Raw genomic sequence first — 20,716 nt, 5'->3', positions numbered from 1 at the left:
TCCTCGACCATCACCTGTCTATTCGCGACATGTTCGTAGAGAACATGCATTTGCTCATATTTCCTGCGTTTGGCGCGTTAATCGCCTGAGCAATCCTTGGCACAACGCTTGAGCCGCGCCTCCAGGTTTTTGTCTGGCATGGCGTGGCTGCGCAGGGCGTTGACGGTCTGCTCGACATAATCGCGCGTCGTGCCGTAACGCCCGCAAGCGCTTTGCAGCACATGGCTGAGCACGATGTCGGGCAGATTGCCAGCGTAGCTCGGCAGGTGCCGCTCCAATACAAACCCCAATGCCTGCACCCGACTGCCATCTTCCAGACGGCAGCTGAGCCAGTGCGGCCGATAGGAGGGGTAAGGCATTTCGCGCTGCCACAAGGCGTACAGCGAGGCTTCTAACTGATCTTCCGGCAGACGGTAGGCAAACCCGCTGCACGAGCCGCCACGATCCAGGCCGAACACCAACCCGGGCAACTCCGGCGTACCCCGATGCTCGTGGGACCACAGGTACAAACCACGGTGATAGCCATGGACCCGCGCCCGAACCCGCTCGGTCGATGAACATTCCGGCCGCCAGATCAGCGAACCGTAAGCGAATAGCCAGACCGGCCCGCCCTTATGCCGGGCCATGGTGGCCTGCATCGAGTTCATCAACTGTTCGTGCGTGAGTTGCGGTCCCAGATCGAGCCGCGGAGGGTAAGCCAATTGCAAAAGATCGGATTCGATGGCGGTCATGGCGAAAAGTGGCTCGCCTCCTATGTGTTACCAATTGTTAGCAACTCTACCGTAATAAAACGCGCTGCTGTGACCATACGGCAAAAAAGTACAATAGGCTGAACGACCACCGCATTCTCCAGAAGCAATCCCAGTATTTTCAGCTCCGGTTCAGCCCGGCAAAGCGCTTGACCGTCAAAATAGCGCAGCTGGCACGACTCAGTCGGTCACCCTTCACACCGGTTACTCGAGGTCGCACCTATGAAAAAATTACGATTGCCGGGCCTGCTGCTCCTGGCCCAGGCCACCACCGCTCTCGCTGTCGAAACCCCGCCCGTCGACGATGACAAGGGCTTCTGGTATGCGCAGACCAGCGTCTACACCCGGCACTTCTCCCCCGACCCGGACCACAACAACAACCAGGATTTGCTTGGCCTGGAGCGCAATGAAGCGTCAGGTTTGGTGTATGGGGCGGCGACGTTCCGTAACTCGTTCAGCCAACGCTCGTACTACGTCTACGCGGGCAAACGCTATGACATGACCGACTATCCGGTGTATCTGAAACTGACCGGCGGGGCGATCCAGGGCTATCGCGGCAAGTACCGCGACAAAATCCCGTTGAACCGTTTCGGCGTGGCGCCGGTGATCATACCGTCCGTGGGCACCCATTACGGGCCGGTGGCGGCGGAGTTGGTGCTGCTGGGGTTCAATGCGGCGATGATCACGACCGGCGTGCGTTTCTGACAGCGACGCCAGCTCCTCCACCAGAGCCGGCGCAGGTTTCAGGGCCGCGGGGCGTAGGCGAATACGTCGGCGCGCATCTGGTGTGCATCCATGCCCGCAGCCACCAGCGCATCCAATGTGCCGTAGATCATCGCCGGTGAACCGCTGGCGTAGACATGCACGCCTTTGAGGTCGTGGATGTCTTCGCACACCGCTTCATGCAACAGCCCACAGCGTCCTTCCCAGCCGCACAGGTCACTGACCACTTTGTGCAAGAACAGGTTGGGCAGCTGCAGCCATTGATCCCAATGCTCGATCTCGTAGAAATCTTCCGGACGCCGCACGCCCCAATACAAATGCACCGGGTGTTTGAAGCCGGTGGCGCGGCAGTGCTCGATCAGGCTGTGCATCTGCGCCATGCCGGTGCCCGCGGCGATCAGCACCAACGGCCCATCGGGCAACTCGGCCAGGTGGGTATCGCCAAACGGCAGCTCGATGCGGGCCATCCGGTTGCGCTGCAATTGCTCGATCAGATTGCGCGCGCTGTCCTCGCGGGCCAGCACGTGCAGTTCCAGTTCGCGTCCGGCGTGGGGCGCCGAAGCCAGGGAAAACGCCGACTTCTCGCCGTTATCCCGTTCAATCATCAGGTATTGCCCGGCGTGGTAACGCACGGCCTTGCCGGCCGGGGCGAGCAAGCGCACGCGCCATACATCGCCACCGACTTGCACGCATTCACTCACTTGGCACGACAACTTGCGCAACGGCAACTCTCCCGGCGCCAGCACGCCATCCCACAACACCACACAATCCTCCAGCGGCTCGGCGATGCAGGTGTAGAACTCCCCGTGGTCGCGTATTTCACCGGACTGCCGCACCCGGCCGTCCACCAACAGCGCCGCGCACACGTGGCACACGCCATTGCGACAGGCTTGCGGGCATTCGTAGCCCAGGCGGCGCGCACCTTCGAGGATTCGCTCACCGGGGACCAGCTCCAATACGGCGCCGGAAGGTTGCAGGGTCACACGCATCAATCTATTCCCAACTCTTTCCAGATCGCATCGACACGCGCCGTCACGGCTTCGTCCTTGACGATCACCCTGCCCCACTCGCGGGTGGTCTCACCCGGCCATTTGTGCGTGGCATCCAGGCCCATCTTCGAGCCCAGGCCCGAGACCGGCGAGGCGAAGTCGAGGTAGTCGATCGGCGTGTTGTCGATCATCACCGTGTCGCGCTTGGGGTCCATGCGCGTGGTGATGGCCCAGATCACGTCGTTCCAGTCGCGGGCGTTGATGTCGTCGTCGGTGACGATAACGAACTTGGTGTACATGAACTGTCGCAAAAACGACCACACTCCGAGCATGACCCGCTTGGCATGGCCTGGGTACGACTTCTTCATGGTCACGATGGCCATGCGGTACGAACAGCCTTCCGGCGGCAGGTAGAAGTCGGTGATTTCCGGGAACTGCTTCTGCAGGATCGGCACGAACACTTCGTTCAGCGCCACACCGAGAATCGCCGGCTCATCCGGCGGACGGCCGGTGTAGGTACTGTGGTAGATCGGCTTGATCCGATGAGTGATGCGCTCGACGGTGAACACCGGGAAGCTGTCGACTTCGTTGTAGTAGCCGGTGTGGTCGCCGTAGGGGCCTTCGTCGGCCATTTCGCCGGGGTGGATCACGCCTTCGAGGATGATTTCCGCGGTGGCCGGCACTTGCAGGTCGTTGCCACGGCACTTCACCAGCTCGGTGCGGTTGCCGCGCAGCAGGCCGGCGAAGGCGTATTCGGACAGGCTGTCCGGCACCGGGGTCACGGCGCCGAGGATGGTGGCCGGGTCGGCGCCCAGGGCCACGGAGACCGGGAACGGCTTGCCGGGGTGCTTTTCGCACCATTCACGGAAGTCCAGCGCGCCGCCGCGGTGGCTCAGCCAACGCATGATCACCTTGTTGCGGCCGATCACTTGCTGACGGTAGATGCCGAGGTTCTGGCGATCCTTGTTCGGGCCCTTGGTGACGGTCAGGCCCCAGGTGATCAGCGGGCCGACATCGCCGGGCCAGCAGGTCTGCACCGGCAGCATGCCCAGGTCGACGTCATCGCCTTCGATGACCACTTCCTGGCACACCGCGTCCTTGACCACCTTGGGCGCCATGGCAATGATCTTGCGGAAGATCGGCAGCTTCGACCAGGCGTCCTTCAAGCCCTTGGGTGGCTCGGGCTCCTTGAGGAACGCCAGCAACTTGCCGATCTCGCGCAATTCGCTGACCGACTCGGCGCCCATGCCAAAGGCCACGCGATCGGGGGTGCCGAACAGGTTGCCGAGCACCGGGATATCAAAACCGGTCGGGTTCTCGAACAGCAGCGCCGGGCCCTTGTTGCGCAGGGTACGGTCGCAAATCTCAGTCATTTCCAGCACCGGCGAAACCGGCACGTGGATGCGTTTCAACTCTCCGCGCTGCTCAAGTTGCTGCACGAAATCCCGAAGATCCTTGAATTTCATTAACCATGCCACCCGTAAAATAGGCGTACATCCTACCTGCTCTGAGGACGGCTGGCAGCTTAATTGGCCGTCAGCCCCCGTGATTGCAGCGAACGGAACAGCGGTTCCAGGAACGCCTGGACGTGTCGCGCGCCGACGTCGGAGAGGTGGTTATCGTCGGTGTACAGCGCGCGGCCGTCGAGCTCGACCCGGCACAGGCCGTCGGCGCCGCACAGCAGGGGTGCGGGGTCCAGCACGGTGACGCCACTGTCGGCGGCGGCCAGTTCGTCAAACAGTCGAGTGATAAAGGCCTGGCGCTTCTCGTGCTCCGCCACGGGGAGCCCTTCGCCGTCCACCGGCCGGTGCATCATGGCCAGGCGACTGAGGCGGTACGGCACGATGATTTCCTGCAGCGGTGCTTCCTTGATCAGCCACACATGGTGCCCGGCGGCGCGCAGCCCCTGGATGCGTTCACGCAGGCCCTGTTCGAAACGCTGCTCGGCCACGGCACGCACGTACTTGCCGGTGCCCGGGTCTTTGAGCGCATGTTCCTTGTCGCCCGATATCTGCCCATAGAGGTACAGGCTCCAGCGCGCCGCCAGCACCACATCGCTGAACGACTGTGCGGCCAGAGCCTGCTCGACGCGCTGGTTGAAATGCGCGCACTGGGTGATGTTCTCCAGACCGTCCAACGGTACGCAACCGGCGAAACTGGCCTGGACCAGACTGATATCGTGCCGTTTGGCCGCATCCTTCAGCGCCGGAATCAATGCGGTGGCGTGGCTGTCGCCCCAGACCAGCGCGGACACCGAGTGGCTTTGTGGGCCGAAATGGCAGAACAGCCGCTCATCCGGGGTGTTCTTGTCCGCCAGGCAGGCCGTCAGCTCCGGGCTCCACTTCTTCGCCTGGGCATAACGCAATGCCTGTTCGGACAGGCGCCACGGCACGCCATCAGCTTCCCGCAATGCCAGGCCAGTAAGGCCGAGACACAAAATGCCGGCCGCGGCGCCAGCCAGGATCGCCTTGCGCCCGGCCAGCAGGCGCTTTTCCCGGAACGGCGTCTCCACGAAGCGCCAGGACAAATAACCCAGCACCAGGCTCAGCAGCATCAACCCGGCCAATTCAGCCACGCTCAAGCCATCAACCGCTGCGTAGTTGGCGTACACGAACACCGGCCAATGCCACAGGTACCAGGAATAAGAAATAAGCCCCAGGCCCACCATCAGCCGCGAACTCAGTAGCCGCCCGACCCAGGTGGCTTGCTGCCCATTGGCCCAGATCAACCCGACCACGCCCAGCACCGGCAGCAAAGCGGCCGCGCCAGGGAACGGTGTATGCCGGTCGAAACCGAATATGGCGGCCAGGATCAATGCCAGGGAAGCCAGGCTGACCGCTTGCGCCAGGGGCGGCGAGGCGCGCCACTCAACCTTCGGCATGACCGCCAGCATGGCGCCGGCCAGCAATTCCCAGGCACGCATATGCAGCAGGTAGAAGGCTTTCTGCGGCTGATGGGAAACCGCCCAGACACTCATGCCAAACGACACCAGCAGCACCGCGAACAACGCCAGGCGCCAGTGTTTCAAACGGCTTGAAAGCAGGGCCAGCAGCAGCGGGAACAGGATGTAGAACTGCTCCTCCACTGCCAGCGACCAGGTGTGCAGCAAGGGCTTGATGTCGGAGGCGGCATCGAAATAACCGTGCTGGCGTGAAAACAGCAGGTTAGAGGTGAAGATCACCTGGTAGTGCGCCGACCGCCCCAGCTCTTCATAGTCCTTGGGCGCCAGCAAAAACCAGCCCACGGCCAGTGTCGCGGCCATCATCACGAACAACGCCGGCAAGATACGCCGGGCACGGCGCGCCCAGAAGTCCACGAAACTGAAACGCCCGGCCTGGCGTTCGCGCCAGATGATCGAGGTAATCAGGAAGCCGGAAATCACAAAAAAAACATCGACCCCCACAAAGCCGCCAGTAACACCCGGAACGCCAAAGTGGAACAGCACGACTGCGAGGACAGCGACAGCACGCAAGCCATCAATGTCTCTTCGGTAAGCAAGAATGGTCATAAATCCAGAGTCAGCCAGAAACGAATGGGAACGAGCGTAGCCCCTTTTGTTTCTTAACTGACACTTCAAGCGCTCAAACCTCCCTTTCTAGATACAAAAAAAATGACGCCCCGAAGGGCGCCATTTTTTGGACCTGAAACGTCGTATTACTTACGCTTCATCGACAGGAAGAACTCGTCGTTGGTCTTGGTGGTTTTCAGCTTGTCGATCAGGAACTCGATGGCCGCGACTTCATCCATCGGGTGCAGCAGCTTGCGCAGAATCCACATGCGCTGCAGTTCGTCGTCGGCTGTCAGCAACTCTTCACGGCGGGTGCCGGAGCGGTTGATGTTGATCGCCGGGAACACACGCTTTTCAGCGATACGACGGTCCAGGGGCAGTTCCATGTTGCCGGTACCCTTGAACTCTTCGTAGATCACTTCATCCATCTTCGAGCCGGTTTCAACCAGCGCGGTGGCGATGATGGTCAGCGAGCCGCCTTCTTCGATATTCCGCGCGGCGCCGAAGAAACGTTTCGGTTTCTCCAGGGCGTGGGCATCGACACCACCGGTCAATACCTTGCCGGAGCTCGGGATCACGGTGTTGTAGGCACGGGCCAGACGGGTGATGGAGTCGAGCAGGATCACCACGTCTTTCTTGTGTTCGACCAGGCGCTTGGCCTTCTCGATCACCATTTCGGCAACCTGCACGTGGCGGGTTGGCGGCTCATCGAACGTCGAGGCAACCACTTCGCCGCGCACGGTGCGCTGCATTTCGGTCACTTCTTCCGGACGTTCATCGATCAGCAGCACGATCAGGTGAACTTCAGGGTTGTTACGTGCGATGTTCGCTGCAATGTTCTGCAGCATGATGGTCTTACCGGCTTTCGGCGGTGCGACGATCAGGCCGCGCTGGCCCTTGCCGATCGGGGCGCACAGGTCGATCACACGACCGGTCAAGTCTTCGGTGGAACCGTTGCCGGCTTCCATCTTCATTCGCACGGTCGGGAACAGCGGGGTCAGGTTCTCGAAGAGAATCTTGTTTTTCGCGTTCTCTGGACGATCGAAGTTGATCGTGTCGACCTTGAGCAGGGCGAAATAACGCTCGCCTTCCTTCGGAGGACGGATCTTGCCAACGATGGTGTCACCGGTGCGCAAGTTGAAGCGGCGGATCTGGCTCGGCGAGACGTAGATATCGTCTGGGCCGGCGAGATAGGAAGCGTCTGCAGAGCGGAGGAAGCCGAAGCCGTCCTGGAGAATCTCCAGCACGCCATCACCGGAGATTTCCTCGCCGCTTTTCGCGTGCTTTTTGAGCAAGGAGAAAATCACGTCCTGCTTGCGCGAACGGGCCATATTTTCTATGCCCATCTGTTCGGCCAATTCGAGCAGTTCGGTAATCGGCTTTTGCTTGAGTTCAGTCAGATTCATATAGGAATGACGTAATCATTTATGGAGGGGGGAAATTAAGCTTTTGGCTTAATGAGGCCGCGCCGCAGAGAAGGCGACAGGATCGCGTACTAATCGAAAAGGAATGCGTCGGCGACGGCTTGCAGGGGGCAGTGGAGAAACCAATGCGGGGCCGAATGTACCACCTGAGTTTCGGAGCGTCTAGCCCTGTTTCACGAAAAAGCCCCGCAATTTGCGGGGCCTTTTTGACGACGCTTAGAGGTTCACGTCGATGAATGCAGCCAGTTGGGACTTCGACAGCGCGCCCACTTTGGTCGCTGCGACTTCGCCGTCCTTGAACAGCATCAGGGTCGGAATACCACGCACGCCATGCTTGGCCGGGGTTTCCTGGTTTTCGTCGATGTTCAGCTTGGCAATGGTCAATCTGCCGTCGTACTCGGTTGCAATGTCGTCCAGAACCGGAGCGATCATTTTGCAAGGGCCACACCATTCAGCCCAGTAGTCAACCAGCACCGGGCCAGCAGCCTTGAGTACTTCGGCCTCAAAGGTCGCGTCGGTGACGTGCTTGATAAGATCGTTGCTCATGGATGTCTCCGGATTGTAAGCAAAAAAAACGTGGCCCATCATAGCTGCCCTTCCCTCGTTCAGGAAGCCGCCTCTGATTGAGTCTTGCTATGGTGGCGCATGAGTTTGGGTATCGCCTCGCTCACGGCGCTACGGGAGTCACGAAAGCAATCCCGGTGCGCAACGCCGCATTACGTACATGTTCCTGCATGGTTTTCTGCGCCGCCGCGCTCGCGCGCCGGGCCAGGGCGCGCAAGACTCTGCGGTGCTCCTGCCAGGTTTCCATGGCCCGCTCCGGCCGGATGAACGGTAACTTCTGGCTCTCCAGGAACACCTCGGCGCTGGCACTCAGGATGCTGACCATCGCCTGGTTGCCGCTGGCGAGGAGGATGCGCTGGTGGAATTCGAAGTCCAGCCGCGCGGCCGCTTCGAAGTCGCCGGCCTTGAGCACCTTGCGCATGGCTTCGACATTCTCTTCCAGGCTATCCAGTTCATCAATGCTCAGCGTGACGGCCGCCAACCCTGCCGCAAACCCTTCCAGGGCATAGCGCAACTGGAAGATATCCAGCGGCGTCGCCTGGGCCGCGAAGGGCCACGCAAACCCCGGCGGCTCCTGTGCCTCTTGCACGAACACGCCTTTGCCCGGCTGCACGCTGACCACCCCCAAGGCACTCAGGGACGACAACGCTTCGCGCAATGACGCCCGGCTCACGCCCAACTGCAGCGCCAGGTCGCGCTGGGACGGCAGTGCGTCGCCCGGCCCGAAGCCTTGCTCCTTGATCAGTTTGCGGATGGCCTGCAAGGCCGCTTCCGGTACCGCTTGGGCGATGGAATTCATAAAAAACTCAAGGTTCCAGACAACTGAGCGGCTAGTTGTAAAGCTATTCGTGCCCGGCGGCAAGCCACGCCCCAAAGGGGCTCGCGCGCTTTGGGCGGCGCTCGAAAAAGGTGCGAAAGCCGCGCTCACTGTTCAGACCAGTAAGACCACCGAAGCTCAACAAATCCCGGCCTTGCAGACGAACCGAGCCGGGATGGCATGGGCTGTGCACTGGGCAAAAACAGAATGCCCCTTCGCCCTTCTCGGAGAGTTCCCATGACCAAGCGCTACAGCGCCCTGCTCACCGCCCTGTTTGCCAGCCTGATGCTGAGCCAGGCACCCGCCCAGGCCAACGGTCTGGACGATATCGTTGCCCGCGGCACCTTGAAGGTCGCCGTGCCCCAGGACTTCCCGCCGTTCGGCTCGGTCGGCCCCGACATGAAACCACGCGGCCTGGACATCGACACCGCCAAGCTGCTGGCCGACCAGCTCAAGGTCAAACTGGAGCTGACCCCGGTCAACAGCACCAACCGCATCCCGTTCCTCACGACCGGCAAGGTCGACCTGGTGATTTCCAGCCTGGGCAAGAACCCCGAGCGGGAAAAGGTCATCGACTTCTCCAAGGCCTACGCGCCGTTCTACCTGGCCGTGTTCGGCCCGCCTGACGCCGCCATCAGCAGCACCGACGACCTCAAGGGCAAGACCATCAGCGTGACCCGCGGCGCCATCGAAGACATCGAGCTGACGGCCGTCGCGCCCAAGGAAGCCACGATCAAGCGCTTCGAAGACAACAATTCGACCATCGCCGCCTACCTGGCCGGCCAGGTCGACCTGATCGCCAGCGGCAACGTGGTGATGGTTGCGATCAGCGAGCGCAGCCCGAAACGCGTGCCGGCGCTGAAAGTGAAGCTCAAGGATTCTCCGGTGTACGTGGGCGTGAACAAGAACGAGCCGGCGCTGCTGGAGAAGGTCAACCAGATCCTGGTGGCGGCCAAGGCTGACGGCAGCCTGGAAAAGAATGCAATGCAGTGGCTGAAAGAACCTCTGCCTGCTGATCTCTGAAGCCCGCGACGGAGCTGATTCATGGCCTATCAATTCGACTTTGTGCCGGTGCTGGCCAATACCGACCTGCTGTTGCGCGGCGCCCTGTTCACCCTTGAACTGACGGCGATCGGCGCAATCCTGGGGGTGGCCCTGGGCACCGTCGGCGCAGTGGTGCGGGCGTGGAAAATCCAGCCGTTCGCCTGGTTCTTCGGGGTGTATGTCGAGTTGATCCGCAACACGCCATTTCTGGTGCAGTTGTTTTTCATCTTCTTCGGCCTGCCCTCCCTGGGGCTGAAAATCACCGAGTGGCAAGCGGCGGTATTGGCGATGGTGATCAACCTGGGCGCCTATTCCACCGAGATCATCCGCGCCGGCATCCAGGCGATCCCCAGTGGTCAGCTGGAGGCTGCCGCCGCCCTGGCGATGACGCGCTTCGAGGCGTTCCGCCATGTGGTGCTGCTGCCGGCGCTGGGCAAGGTGTGGCCGGCCCTGAGCAGCCAGATCATCATTGTGATGCTCGGCTCGGCGGTGTGTTCGCAGATCGCCACCGAAGAGCTGAGTTTTGCCGCCAACTTCATCCAGTCGCGCAACTTCCGCGCCTTTGAGACCTATGCCCTGACCACCCTGGTGTACCTGTGCATGGCGTTGATGATTCGCCAGTTGCTCAACTGGATCGGCCGCCGGTTTGTGATGAGGAACAGCCGATGAGTGATTTTTCCTTCTGGGACATCGTGCGCAACCTGCTCGTCGGCCTGCAATGGACACTGTTGCTGTCGCTGGTGGCGTTTGTGGGCGGTGGCCTGATCGGCCTGCTGGTGATGACGATGCGTATCAGCCGCAAAGCCTTCCCGCGCAATGTCGCCCGCACCTATATCGAACTGTTCCAGGGCACGCCGCTGTTGATGCAGCTGTTCCTGGTGTTTTTCGGCGTCGCCCTGCTCGGGGTGGATATCTCGCCCTGGCTGGCGGCGGCGATTGCCTTGACCTTGTTTACCAGCGCCTACCTCGCCGAGATCTGGCGCGGCTGCGTCGACTCCATCGCCCACGGGCAGTGGGAAGCCTCGGCCAGCCTGGCCCTGAGCCCGCTGGAACAGCTGCGCTACGTGATCCTGCCCCAGGCCCTGCGGATTGCCGTGGCGCCTACCGTGGGGTTCTCGGTGCAAGTGGTCAAAGGCACCGCGGTGACCTCGATCATCGGCTTCACCGAACTGACCAAGACCGGCGGCATGCTCGCCAACGCCACGTTCGAGCCCTTTATGGTCTACGGCCTGGTGGCCCTCGGTTACTTCCTGCTCTGCTACCCCTTGTCCCTCAGTGCGCGCTACCTGGAAAGGAGACTGCATGCCTCTGCTTAGAATTTCCGCCCTGCATAAGTATTACGGCGATCACCATGTGCTCAAGGGCATCGACTTGACCGTTGAAGAAGGCCAGGTCGTCGCGATCATCGGCCGCAGCGGCTCGGGCAAATCGACCTTGCTGCGCACCCTCAATGGCCTGGAGTCGATCAACGACGGCGTGATCGAAGTCGACGGCGAATACCTCGACGCCGCCCGCGCCGACCTGCGCAGCCTGCGACAGAAAGTCGGCATGGTGTTCCAGCAGTTCAACCTGTTCCCGCACCTGACGGTGGGCGAAAACGTCATGCTCGCGCCGCAGGTGGTGCAGAAAGTGCCCAAGGCCAAGGCCGCCCAGTTGGCGCGGCAGATGCTGGAGCGGGTCGGCCTGGGCGAGAAGTTCGACGCCTTCCCTGATCGCCTGTCCGGTGGCCAGCAACAACGCGTCGCGATAGCCCGCGCCCTGGCCATGTCGCCCAAAGTGCTGCTGTGCGACGAGATCACCTCGGCGCTGGACCCGGAACTGGTCAATGAAGTGCTTAGCGTGGTGCGCCAACTGGCCAAGGACGGCATGACCCTGATCATGGTGACCCACGAAATGCGTTTCGCCCGCGAAGTCGGGGACAAACTGGTGTTCATGCACCAGGGCAAGGTGCATGAAGTGGGCCCGCCCCAGGCGCTGTTCGCCAACCCCCGCACCCCCGAACTGGCCAACTTCATCGGCTCGGTGGGGCAGCCGGGCTGACCAGCTCGAAGGTGCCCCGCCCCTCCAGCCGCGTTTCATCGCGGACCTGCAGGGCATCGGAAGGCAGGTCGATATCGACATCGACCTGGGCCGTCAGGCGCTGGCCGACCAGCGCTTGACCTGCTGCGCGTGCCACCAGGACCTGCCCCGGCAACAACGCCCCGCTGACGGTTTCACCGGGCAAGTGCGCCACCCCCCACTCGACGGCGCGCCCATCGACCTGGGCATGCTTGAGACTCAGGCGCATACGCCCCTGGCGGTCAAACCGGAAACCTTGCCCATCCGCCGCACCGATGAAGCGCAACGCTATCATCGAAGGCTGCGTACACACGACGTTCAGGTGCAGCGTGCGGGTGCCGAGGACCACGGAGGTACTTTGGACAACGGCCTCCCTGCGAATGACGCCATAGTCGAGGCGCGGCTGGCTCACGGACAACCGGCAGTTTTCAGCGCGCACGCCCTGGGCCATCAACAGCGCGCAGAACAGGACGACGCCCGCGCTTCTCCACTTAGCGGCCATGGCACACCGCCGTCGTGGTCTCATAGAACTTGTCATGGTCAGGCTGGGTTCCGGGGTCAAGGCTCAGTTGGCAGGTGGAAGAGTCCGGCAACGAAACCCGCAGGCTTTGCGACTCATTGACGTCATTCAGGAAAATCATGCCTTCGCCCACCACGCTGGTGAGGAAGCGGCCATCCTGGCCGAACACCGACGCGCCCTGGGGCAACGGCTGACCGTGCTGATCGCTGGCGGTGAGCAACACGCGGCGCACTGTCACCACATCGAACGCGACGGTATTGAAGGACCCGCGACCGGCGGCGAGCACCTGGGTGCCGTTCTTCAGGTCAACCCGCCTGGGCAACGACTGCGTCTGCACTTCGACGCGGCTGTTGGCATACGCGGGCAAGCCGGCAATCACGGCCTGCCCGGTGAAGTCGGTCCACACCGGCCCCTGGGGGGTTTCGACTTTCGCGGAGCCGATATCCCCCACGGAGACGATGCCGAACGTGTCCTGCACGGGATAGGGCGAGAAGGTCAGGCCGTTTTCGTGCGCGACGATGCCGCCTTGCAGTTGCCCCGTATAACCGGTGCCCTGGGCATCTCGGCTGACGCCCAGGCCGACGCGGGTGTAGCGCGGCAGCAGGTCCACATGGCCGCGAACCGCTTGTTCGCGGGCGCTGAGGTCGCGCTCGACACCCACTTCGTAATTCACATAGTCATTGACCCGTTCGCTGAGTGCCGTGCCAACGCGGGACTGGTTACCACGCCGGCTGACGTAGCTGTTCACACGACGATCACCGCCCAGCGGCACGCTGATCTGCAACCGTACCGACAGATCATTGTCCACCGTGCTATCGCGCCGGCCGGCGGCAACGCTGGCGTCACGCCGTGGCCGCGTGCCGCCCACCTGCGAGTCGGCGATCAAAGCGACATCGACGTGACTGAACGACTTGTTCCACGAAGCAAATACGTGCTCGGCCGTTTGCCGGTCAAATTGCGCGCTGCGCGAATAACCCAGGGAGAACACGCCCAAGGTTGGATCGGCCCAGCTCATGCCCGCCGTGTACTGGTTCTTGAAGCGCGAACCCAACTCGTCGGCCTTGAACGAGCGGCCCGCTTCAAGCACCTCGCGATACCCCCGGGTCTGGGTGGTGGCGCTGAAGTTGACGTCTATATTGGCGTAGACCGGGCTGCTCGCGGACACGCTGCTACGCGAACCCGACACCGCGTTACGGCCGTCTCGGGACACATTGTGGCGAGCGCCAACCGCAACCCGTTGGAAAAAGACGCTGCTCAGGGTGCCGCCTGCCGACCAGTATTCATCGGTGCTCAATAAGCCAAACCCCGCCGACGAATCACGCCCCAGGCCCCAGGTGCCGCTGCCCATGGCGACCACCGGCGACGGCGCCTGCGCGTCGTTGTTTTCGCGCACCTTGCCGAGCGAAAAATAATAGCCAGGCACCGCCGGGGCTGCCCCCGCGAACGAAGCCGCCGGCACCACGAAACTGCGCTTGGCGCCGCGTACATCGATCACGCTGACTTCGAGGTCGCTGGTGCCATTGAGCAAAGGCAACCCGGTCAGCCGGAAGGGGCCTTCGGGCACCAGCGTGCTATGGATCAGCACGCCAGACTGGCGCACTTCAATCCGCGACTGACTCTGGGCCAGCCCCTCGACCACCGCATTATTGCCGCCCGCCGGCACCCGCGACTGGCCATCGGGGGAAAACTGCACACCGGACAACTGGATGCCGCCAAACAGCGGATTGTTGCTGGAGAGCTGGCCCACCTGGAACGTCGATCGCAGCGCGGCCAGATCCCGCTGGGCGAAGGCGTACAGGTGTTCGGTGCGCGCGTCGCCATTGTCGGACACATAGAATTGGCGGCTGCGGACAATCCAGTCGCCCAGGTTGAAGCCTGCTTCGGTGTAGGCCGACACGAACCGGCTGGACTCACTGCGCGAACGGTTGTCGAAACCCAGCACGTCATAGTTGAACATCGCCGCTGCGCCACCCTGGGCAAAGTCCCCGGCCTCCCACTGGGGTTCACGCAATGACTGGGTCGGCACCACCAGTGCCACCTCATCGATGCCGGGCCGGAGCCGAACCATCGTCGTCGGGAAGGCGCCCAGAAAGTCATGGCAGGCCTGGTCCGGTGACACGCCTTTGCGGACAACGGCGCGGGGCTGCACCAACCCGGCTTTCTCGAGCAAGCCCGGGGTGAAACACAATTGCCCCTGTGCGTCGAACCGCGCATCGACTGACCCGAGCGGGTTCCCGTTGACCCGCAGCCCCACCACCTGGACGCCTTCGCGAAAACGCGCCGCACTGCGGAAGTAGTCGGAGACCTTCGGGTCAATACCGTGGGTGGTCAGTGCCGCGAGGTCGAAACCCTCGCCCAACTCCAGAGCTGGAGCCAGGCCGGGCAAGCTCCACAGGGTCGCAAACCCGATGAGCAGCGTGGGGCGGCGAGACCGGATGGAAACCGCAGGCGTATTACTCGACAGGTTTTTCATAAGCCGCTCAACCCCCATCGGTACTGATCGGGGCGCGGTAGCTGTCCACCGAAAACCCATAGACCGTGGCGGGCTGGATCTCGACTTCGGCCAAGCCGTCCAATGTTCCGTCAACCTTCGCCGTCAACGCCTCCCCCGGCAAAATGTAAGCACGCGGCAACGTCGCCAGAACCCGTTGGGGCAGCAACTGCACCTCCGGCGCCAGGCGCACCACATAAGCACTGTCGTTGTGAACAGCGAGCCTCTCTCCTGCCCGCCGCCACTTCAGCAGCTCCCAGGGCGTGTGATGTTGAGGCAAGCCTTTGGGGTGCAGGATCAGCGGCAGATTCTGCCGAAGGGTGATACCGATGGTCGCACCCCCTGCGGCACGCGCCTGCGGAATACCCTCGAAGGACACACGCTTCAAGCGCTGGGTCTTCAGCGGTGCTTCCAAGGTGCTGATGAAACGCACCAACTGGGTTTCACCGGGTTCCACACGCGCAATAGGCGGCGTGACAATCAATAGGGGCTCTACGTCTTCGGGCACGTTCAGTACGACTGAATGAAGCAGCGCCGGCCCCGAATCGGTGTTCTTGATATTTATCGTGGCCTCGCCTTGTTCCTCATAAAGAACCACAACCGAGGTTTCCGGCAACATTCCGTCCGCCAATACCATGCCGGTAAAACACAGGCACACACTTGCACACAACAACAGCAGATTATTTATTACTGAAAGACTACGCACTCAGTGTTCCCCGCAGACCATGAAGTTGGCAATTGATAGCCAAGCACCCACATGAAAACAGCCGATCAGAACGCGTGCGTTCTTTGATCGGCTGTATTTCAGCCGCTTAGAGGTAAACCAAAGTAAGCGTTGCGCGACCATCAAGAGTAACGTCGCGAGCCAGGTTCAAGTCTTGGCCTTTGTTGATCACGGCCCGTACTGCGATAGTCCCGGTCAGTTGAGAGAGTTCGGCCGGAATGAGCGAAGTGCCACTGCGCCACGAAGATTGGTTAGGCGATTTCGCGACTTTGCCATCACTGCTCTGCCAGGCCGCGCCTTCGCCGACACGTGTAATAGCCGTCAGCGTTTTGCTCGGCGATCTGAGGTCCCTGAGCGTAACCGCATAACCACCGGTATTTTTGCCAGCGACCGAACCCAAGCCGAAGTTATGCACCTCGGTATAGCCTGCGCCAAGGGCGCTGAGAATGCCCGTTACCCTGCTGCCGGCCTGCAGGTCGGTGAAGGTCAGCCCGAACGGAGCGCTGCCGGTACCGCAATTGACGGACAGGGGCGTGGTCATTTCCCGAAGCGGGTTGAACGCCGTCTGGGAGAGTTGGCCCGAAGGAATATCGCCGTAATTGATAATGCCGCCGCCAGTCATGCTGAGGTTGCAGGCAGCGGGTTTGATCGTGCCCCTGACGACCAGTTCGGCACTGGTGGATGCGTTAGCACTGATGGCCGCAGCCAGGCAAGCGAGACCGAGAGTCAATCCAACAATTTTTTTCATATTCGACCTGTCACTGAAAGTTATCAGGCGTTCTTTATTTATCTCTCGGCAAGTCCAGCGCCAAACGGCTTATTTCTCCGGACCTGCACGACTATAAATAAATAACACCCAGGCAATATTGCCGGGTGACAGTCTGTCGCTTTGGCACTTCATTAAAGAATCAGATAACACATCAGTTAGTGTGGGAGCCGTAAAAACAAAGAGTCGCCTTTACCCGACCGCGAGGTAGTCCTAAACAAAAAAACCAAAGGAACATCAACAAGCACTCTGTAGGGAAAATCATAAAAAGCTTTACAACAACAACTAGTTAAAAACTCCTACAAAACTAAAACCCCATTCATTGGATATTTAGAAACCCACCCTACATTTCCCACAAGAATTCCTCGCAGACACCCTTAGGAAAATTACCGGAGCGCTACGCGTTGGCTCCAGCGGTCGATCGTGGCACGATGGTCAGGTTATCGACCGAGACCCTCTAACCATGCCGCAATCCCAAGCCAAGAATCTGTCCCTGATCGCCGCCATCGACCTGGGCTCCAACAGCTTTCATATGGTCGTGGCCAAGGCCCAGAACGGCGAAATCCGCATCCTTGAGCGGCTAGGCGAAAAAGTCCAACTGGCTGCCGGAATCGACGACGCGCGCCAGCTCAATGAAGAATCCATGCAGCGCGGGCTCGATTGCCTCAAGCGGTTTGCCCAGTTGATCAACGGCATGCCCCCGGGTGCTGTGCGAATCGTCGGCACCAACGCGTTGCGCGAAGCCCGTAACCGGGGCGAATTCATCCGCCGCGCCGAGGAGATCCTCGGGCACCCGGTGGAAGTCATCTCCGGACGCGAAGAAGCGCGCCTGATCTACCTCGGCGTGTCCCACACCCTGGCCGACACCCCCGGCAAGCGCCTGGTGGCGGACATCGGCGGCGGCAGTACCGAATTCATCATCGGCCAGCGCTTCGAGCCGCTGCTGCGCGAAAGCCTGCAGATGGGCTGCGTCAGCTATACCCAGCGTTATTTCAAGGACGGCAAGATCACCCCGGCGCGTTATGCCCAGGCCTACACGGCGGCGCGGCTGGAGATCATGAGCATCGAGCACGCCCTGCATCGCCTGTCGTGGGATGAAGCGATCGGCTCGTCCGGCACCATCCGTGCCATCGGCCTGGCCTTGAAAGCCGGCGGCCATGGCACCGGCGAGGTCAACGCCGAAGGCCTGGCGTGGCTCAAGCGCAAGCTGTTCAAGCTGGGAGATGCCGAAAAAATCGACTTCGATGGCATCAAGCCCGACCGCCGCACGATTTTCCCGGCGGGCCTGGCGATTCTCGAAGCGATCTTCGACGCCCTCGAACTGCAACGCATGGACCACTGCGACGGCGCCCTGCGCGAAGGTGTGCTTTACGACCTGCTCGGCCGTCATCACCATGAGGACGTGCGTGAGCGCACCCTCAGCTCGTTGATGGAGCGCTATCACGCCGATCTGGAACAAGCGGCCCGCGTGGAACGCAAAGCCCTGCATGCCTTCGACCAGGTGGCCGCGGACTGGGACCTGGAAGACGGTGTATGGCGCGAACTGCTGGGCTGGGCGGCCAAGGTGCATGAAGTGGGCCTGGATATCGCCCACTACCATTACCACAAGCACGGCGCCTACCTGATCGAGCACTCCGACCTGGCCGGTTTCTCCCGGGAAGACCAGCAGATGCTCGCGCTGCTGGTACGCGGCCATCGCCGCAATATCCCCAAGGACAAGTTCGCCGAATTCGGTGACGAAGGCATCAAGCTGATCCGCCTATGCGTGCTGCTGCGCTTTGCGATCCTGTTCCACCACATCCGTGGCACCCAGGAAATGCCCCAGGTGACCCTGCGCGCCAGCGGCGACAGCCTCGACGTGGTGTTCCCGGAAGGCTGGCTGGAGGAAAACCAGCTGACCCAGGCGGACTTCGCCCAGGAAGCGGAGTGGCTGACGCGGGTGGGTTTCAGCCTGAACGTGCGCTAAAGAACACCGAAAATACATGTGGGAGGGGCGGTGCGACGATTCGACCTCCCGATGGCGGTGTGTCAGTCACTTGGTACTTTGACTGAACTGCCGCCATCGGGGGCAAGTCGAATCGTCGCACCGCCCCTCCCACATTAGGTCGGTTAATTCACCGCGAGAATCGGGCTACCCAGCCTCTCCAGCAAGGTGGCCTGGGCGCTGCGCGGGTTCTGGTTGCCGGTCGGCGTGTTGCGCACGTAGCGGCCGTCCGACTGCAGGCTCCAGCTGTGGGTGTTATCGGTGAGATAACTTTCCAGCTCTTTCTTGACCCGCATGATCAGCTTCTTGCCTTCCACCGGGAAGCACGTCTCCACGCGCTTGTCGAGGTTGCGCTCCATCCAGTCGGCGCTGGAGAGGTACATCTGCTCCTCCCCGCCGTTGAGGAAGTAGAACACCCGCGTGTGCTCCAGGAAGCGCCCGATGATCGAGCGCACATGGATGTTGTGCGAGACCCCGGCGATGCCCGGCCGCAGGCAGCACATGCCGCGTACCACCAGGTCGATACGCACGCCGGACTGGCTGGCCTTGTACAGCGCGCGGATGATCTTCGGATCGGTCAGCGAGTTGAACTTGGCGATGATGTGCGCCGGTTTGCCGTCGAGCGCGAACTGGGTCTCGCGGGCGATCATGTCGAGCATGCCCTTCTTCAGGGTGAACGGCGCATGCAGCAGCTTCTTCATGCGCAACGTCTTACCCATGCCGATCAACTGGCTGAACAACTTGCCGACGTCTTCGCACAAGGCGTCGTCGGAGGTCAGCAGGCTGTAGTCGGTGTAGAGTTTGGCGTTACCGGCGTGATAGTTGCCGGTGCCCAAGTGCGCGTAACGCACGATCTCACCGGCTTCGCGGCGCAGGATCAGCATCATCTTGGCGTGGGTCTTGAACCCGACCACACCGTAGATCACCACCGCGCCGGCCGCTTGCAGGCGGCTGGCCAGTTGCAGGTTGGACTCTTCGTCGAAGCGCGCGCGCAGTTCGATCACCGCGGTGACTTCCTTGCCGTTACGCGCAGCGTCCACCAGGGCGTCGACGATCTCCGAGTTGGCGCCGCTGCGGTACAGGGTCTGGCGCACGGCGAGTACATGCGGGTCCTTGGCGGCCTGGCGCAACAGGTCGACCACCGGGGTGAAGGACTCGAACGGGTGCAGCAACAGGATGTCCTGCTTGCTGACCACGCTGAAAATGTTTTCGCTGTTTTGCAGCAGTTTCGGGATCTGCGGCGTGAACGGCGTGTATTGCAGCTCCGGGTGGCTGTCCAGGCCGGTGATGCTGAACAGGCGCGTCAAGTTGACCGGGCCGTTGACCTGGTACAGCTCGCTCTCGCCGAGGTTGAACTGCTTGAGCAGGTAGTCCGACAGATGTTTCGGGCAGGTGTCGGCCACTTCCAGACGCACCGCATCGCCGTAGCGCCGCGAGAACAGCTCGCCGCGCAGGGCGCGGGCCAAGTCTTCGACGTCTTCGGAGTCCAGCGCCAGGTCGGCGTTACGGGTCAGGCGGAACTGGTAGCAGCCCTTGACCTTCATGCCCTGGAACAGGTCATCGGCGTGCGCGTGGATCATCGACGACAGGAATACATAGTTATCGCCAGCGCCCCCCACCTCTTCCGGTACCTTGATGATCCGTGGCAGCAGACGCGGTGCCGGGATGATCGCCAGGCCGGAATCGCGACCGAAGGCGTCGATACCTTCAAGCTCAACGATGAAGTTCAGGCTCTTGTTGACCAGCAACGGGAACGGGTGAGTCGGGTCGAGACCGATCGGCGTGATGATCGGCGCGATCTCGTCGCGGAAGTAGCGACGCACCCAGGTCTTGATCTTGGTGGTCCAGTGGCGACGACGGATGAAGCGGACCTGATGTTTTTCCAGTTCCGGCAGCAGGATGTCGTTGAGGATCGCGTATTGGCGATCCACATGCCCGTGTACCAGTTCGCTGATGCGCGCCAGGGCTTGATGCGGTTGCAGGCCATCGGCGCCGGCTTGTTCACGGGCGAAGGTGATCTGCTTCTTGAGGCCGGCGACGCGGATCTCGAAGAACTCGTCCAGGTTGCTGGAGAAAATCAGCAGGAATTTCAGGCGTTCCAGCAACGGATAGGACTCATCCAGCGCCTGTTCCAGCACGCGGATGTTGAATTGCAGTTGTGACAACTCACGGTGAATGTACAGGCTGCTGTCATCCAGGTTGGTCACCACGGCAGGCGCTGGCGCCGGGGCCGGCGCTTCGGCGACCACCACCGGCGGCGCCGGCTCCGGCACCGGCGGGGTCTCGGCGACGGATTCGACCACCGGGTGGGCGTCTTTTACGGCAACTTCTGAGAGTCCTTCGGTATTCATCGAG

Annotated in this window: 18 protein-coding genes; 6 read left to right on the top strand and 12 right to left on the bottom strand. The window is 61.6% G+C overall.

Annotation, left to right across the window (positions count from 1 at the left end):
• Positions 1–77 precede the first annotated feature (77 nt).
• Positions 78–731, bottom strand: coding sequence for a gamma-glutamylcyclotransferase (locus tag C8K66_RS11010; RefSeq protein ID WP_017845121.1), 654 nt, complete (start codon positions 729–731; stop codon positions 78–80).
• Between the two features lie 240 nt (positions 732–971).
• Here C8K66_RS11010 and C8K66_RS11005 point away from each other — a divergent pair, with 240 nt between their 5' ends.
• Positions 972–1,454, top strand: a complete 483-nt coding sequence (locus tag C8K66_RS11005; RefSeq protein ID WP_017845122.1) for a hypothetical protein — start codon at positions 972–974, stop codon at positions 1,452–1,454.
• A 38-nt stretch (positions 1,455–1,492) separates the two neighbouring features.
• Here C8K66_RS11005 and C8K66_RS11000 read toward each other — a convergent pair whose 3' ends face one another.
• From C8K66_RS11000 to C8K66_RS10975, 6 genes are all read right to left on the bottom strand, one after another.
• Positions 1,493–2,461 carry a CDP-6-deoxy-delta-3,4-glucoseen reductase gene (locus C8K66_RS11000; RefSeq protein ID WP_017845123.1) on the bottom strand — a complete coding sequence of 323 codons (969 nt, stop codon included), beginning with the start codon at positions 2,459–2,461 and terminating at the stop codon, positions 1,493–1,495.
• Positions 2,461–3,927 (bottom strand): 4-hydroxy-3-polyprenylbenzoate decarboxylase, encoded by a 1,467-nt coding sequence (gene ubiD, locus C8K66_RS10995; RefSeq protein ID WP_046381692.1) that lies wholly within the window; start codon positions 3,925–3,927, stop codon positions 2,461–2,463. The genes C8K66_RS11000 and ubiD overlap by 1 nt, the downstream gene beginning before the upstream one ends.
• A gap of 59 nt (positions 3,928–3,986) precedes the next feature.
• Entirely contained in the window at positions 3,987–5,969 is a 1,983-nt protein-coding gene (locus C8K66_RS10990; protein ID WP_108524832.1) for an acyltransferase family protein, read from the bottom strand.
• A gap of 146 nt (positions 5,970–6,115) precedes the next feature.
• Positions 6,116–7,375 carry a transcription termination factor Rho gene (gene rho, locus C8K66_RS10985; RefSeq protein WP_017845130.1) on the bottom strand — a complete coding sequence of 420 codons (1,260 nt, stop codon included), beginning with the start codon at positions 7,373–7,375 and terminating at the stop codon, positions 6,116–6,118.
• A 234-nt stretch (positions 7,376–7,609) separates the two neighbouring features.
• Complete coding sequence (gene trxA / locus C8K66_RS10980; protein WP_057003995.1) at positions 7,610–7,939, bottom strand: thioredoxin TrxA; 330 nt, start codon at positions 7,937–7,939, stop codon at positions 7,610–7,612.
• Between the two features lie 121 nt (positions 7,940–8,060).
• Positions 8,061–8,756 carry a FadR/GntR family transcriptional regulator gene (locus C8K66_RS10975; RefSeq protein ID WP_079444908.1) on the bottom strand — a complete coding sequence of 232 codons (696 nt, stop codon included), beginning with the start codon at positions 8,754–8,756 and terminating at the stop codon, positions 8,061–8,063.
• Positions 8,757–9,011: 255 nt separating this feature from the next.
• On the opposite strand from C8K66_RS10975, the gene C8K66_RS10965 reads away from it, so the two are divergent.
• From C8K66_RS10965 to C8K66_RS10950, 4 genes are read left to right on the top strand one after another with little or no spacing between them, the layout of a single operon-like run.
• On the top strand, positions 9,012–9,797 hold the full coding sequence (locus tag C8K66_RS10965; RefSeq protein ID WP_046381688.1) for a transporter substrate-binding domain-containing protein: 786 nt from the start codon (positions 9,012–9,014) through the stop codon (positions 9,795–9,797).
• A 21-nt stretch (positions 9,798–9,818) separates the two neighbouring features.
• On the top strand, positions 9,819–10,487 hold the full coding sequence (locus C8K66_RS10960) for an amino acid ABC transporter permease (RefSeq protein ID WP_046381687.1): 669 nt from the start codon (positions 9,819–9,821) through the stop codon (positions 10,485–10,487).
• The gene (locus C8K66_RS10955; protein WP_046381686.1) at positions 10,484–11,134 is read left to right on the top strand and encodes an amino acid ABC transporter permease; all 651 of its coding nucleotides are present in this window, start codon (positions 10,484–10,486) and stop codon (positions 11,132–11,134) included. The genes C8K66_RS10960 and C8K66_RS10955 overlap by 4 nt, the downstream gene beginning before the upstream one ends.
• Positions 11,121–11,858: an amino acid ABC transporter ATP-binding protein gene (locus C8K66_RS10950; RefSeq protein WP_017845136.1), complete on the top strand. Its 738-nt coding sequence runs from the start codon at positions 11,121–11,123 to the stop codon at positions 11,856–11,858. Before C8K66_RS10955 ends, C8K66_RS10950 begins: the two co-directional genes overlap by 14 nt.
• Here C8K66_RS10950 and C8K66_RS10945 read toward each other — a convergent pair.
• The 4 genes from C8K66_RS10945 to C8K66_RS10930 all read right to left on the bottom strand — a co-directional run bounded on the left by C8K66_RS10945 (position 11,830) and on the right by C8K66_RS10930 (position 16,359).
• Entirely contained in the window at positions 11,830–12,378 is a 549-nt protein-coding gene (locus tag C8K66_RS10945; protein ID WP_108524830.1) for a hypothetical protein, read from the bottom strand. The genes C8K66_RS10950 and C8K66_RS10945 overlap by 29 nt on opposite strands.
• Positions 12,368–14,869: a fimbria/pilus outer membrane usher protein gene (locus C8K66_RS10940; RefSeq protein WP_178087546.1), complete on the bottom strand. Its 2,502-nt coding sequence runs from the start codon at positions 14,867–14,869 to the stop codon at positions 12,368–12,370. The genes C8K66_RS10945 and C8K66_RS10940 overlap by 11 nt, the downstream gene beginning before the upstream one ends.
• Before the next feature lie 7 nt (positions 14,870–14,876).
• A complete protein-coding gene (locus C8K66_RS10935) occupies positions 14,877–15,593 on the bottom strand; it encodes a fimbria/pilus chaperone family protein (RefSeq protein WP_206614658.1) in 717 nt (238 codons plus the stop codon).
• Between the two features lie 106 nt (positions 15,594–15,699).
• Positions 15,700–16,359: a DUF1120 domain-containing protein gene (locus tag C8K66_RS10930; RefSeq protein WP_046381682.1), complete on the bottom strand. Its 660-nt coding sequence runs from the start codon at positions 16,357–16,359 to the stop codon at positions 15,700–15,702.
• Positions 16,360–16,840: 481 nt separating this feature from the next.
• Between C8K66_RS10930 and ppx the strand changes: the two genes are divergently transcribed.
• On the top strand, positions 16,841–18,343 hold the full coding sequence (gene ppx, locus C8K66_RS10925) for an exopolyphosphatase (protein WP_017845141.1): 1,503 nt from the start codon (positions 16,841–16,843) through the stop codon (positions 18,341–18,343).
• A gap of 143 nt (positions 18,344–18,486) precedes the next feature.
• Here ppx and ppk1 read toward each other — a convergent pair whose 3' ends face one another.
• Entirely contained in the window at positions 18,487–20,712 is a 2,226-nt protein-coding gene (ppk1, locus tag C8K66_RS10920) for a polyphosphate kinase 1 (protein WP_046381681.1), read from the bottom strand.
• Between the last annotated feature and the right edge of the window lie 4 nt (positions 20,713–20,716).

This window comes from Pseudomonas sp. GV105, from assembly GCF_003058185.1.
Classification (GTDB): Bacteria; Pseudomonadota; Gammaproteobacteria; order Pseudomonadales; family Pseudomonadaceae; genus Aquipseudomonas; species Aquipseudomonas veronii.
Note: the sequence above shows the minus strand (reverse complement) of the source record. Positions and strands in the feature narration are given on the sequence as shown.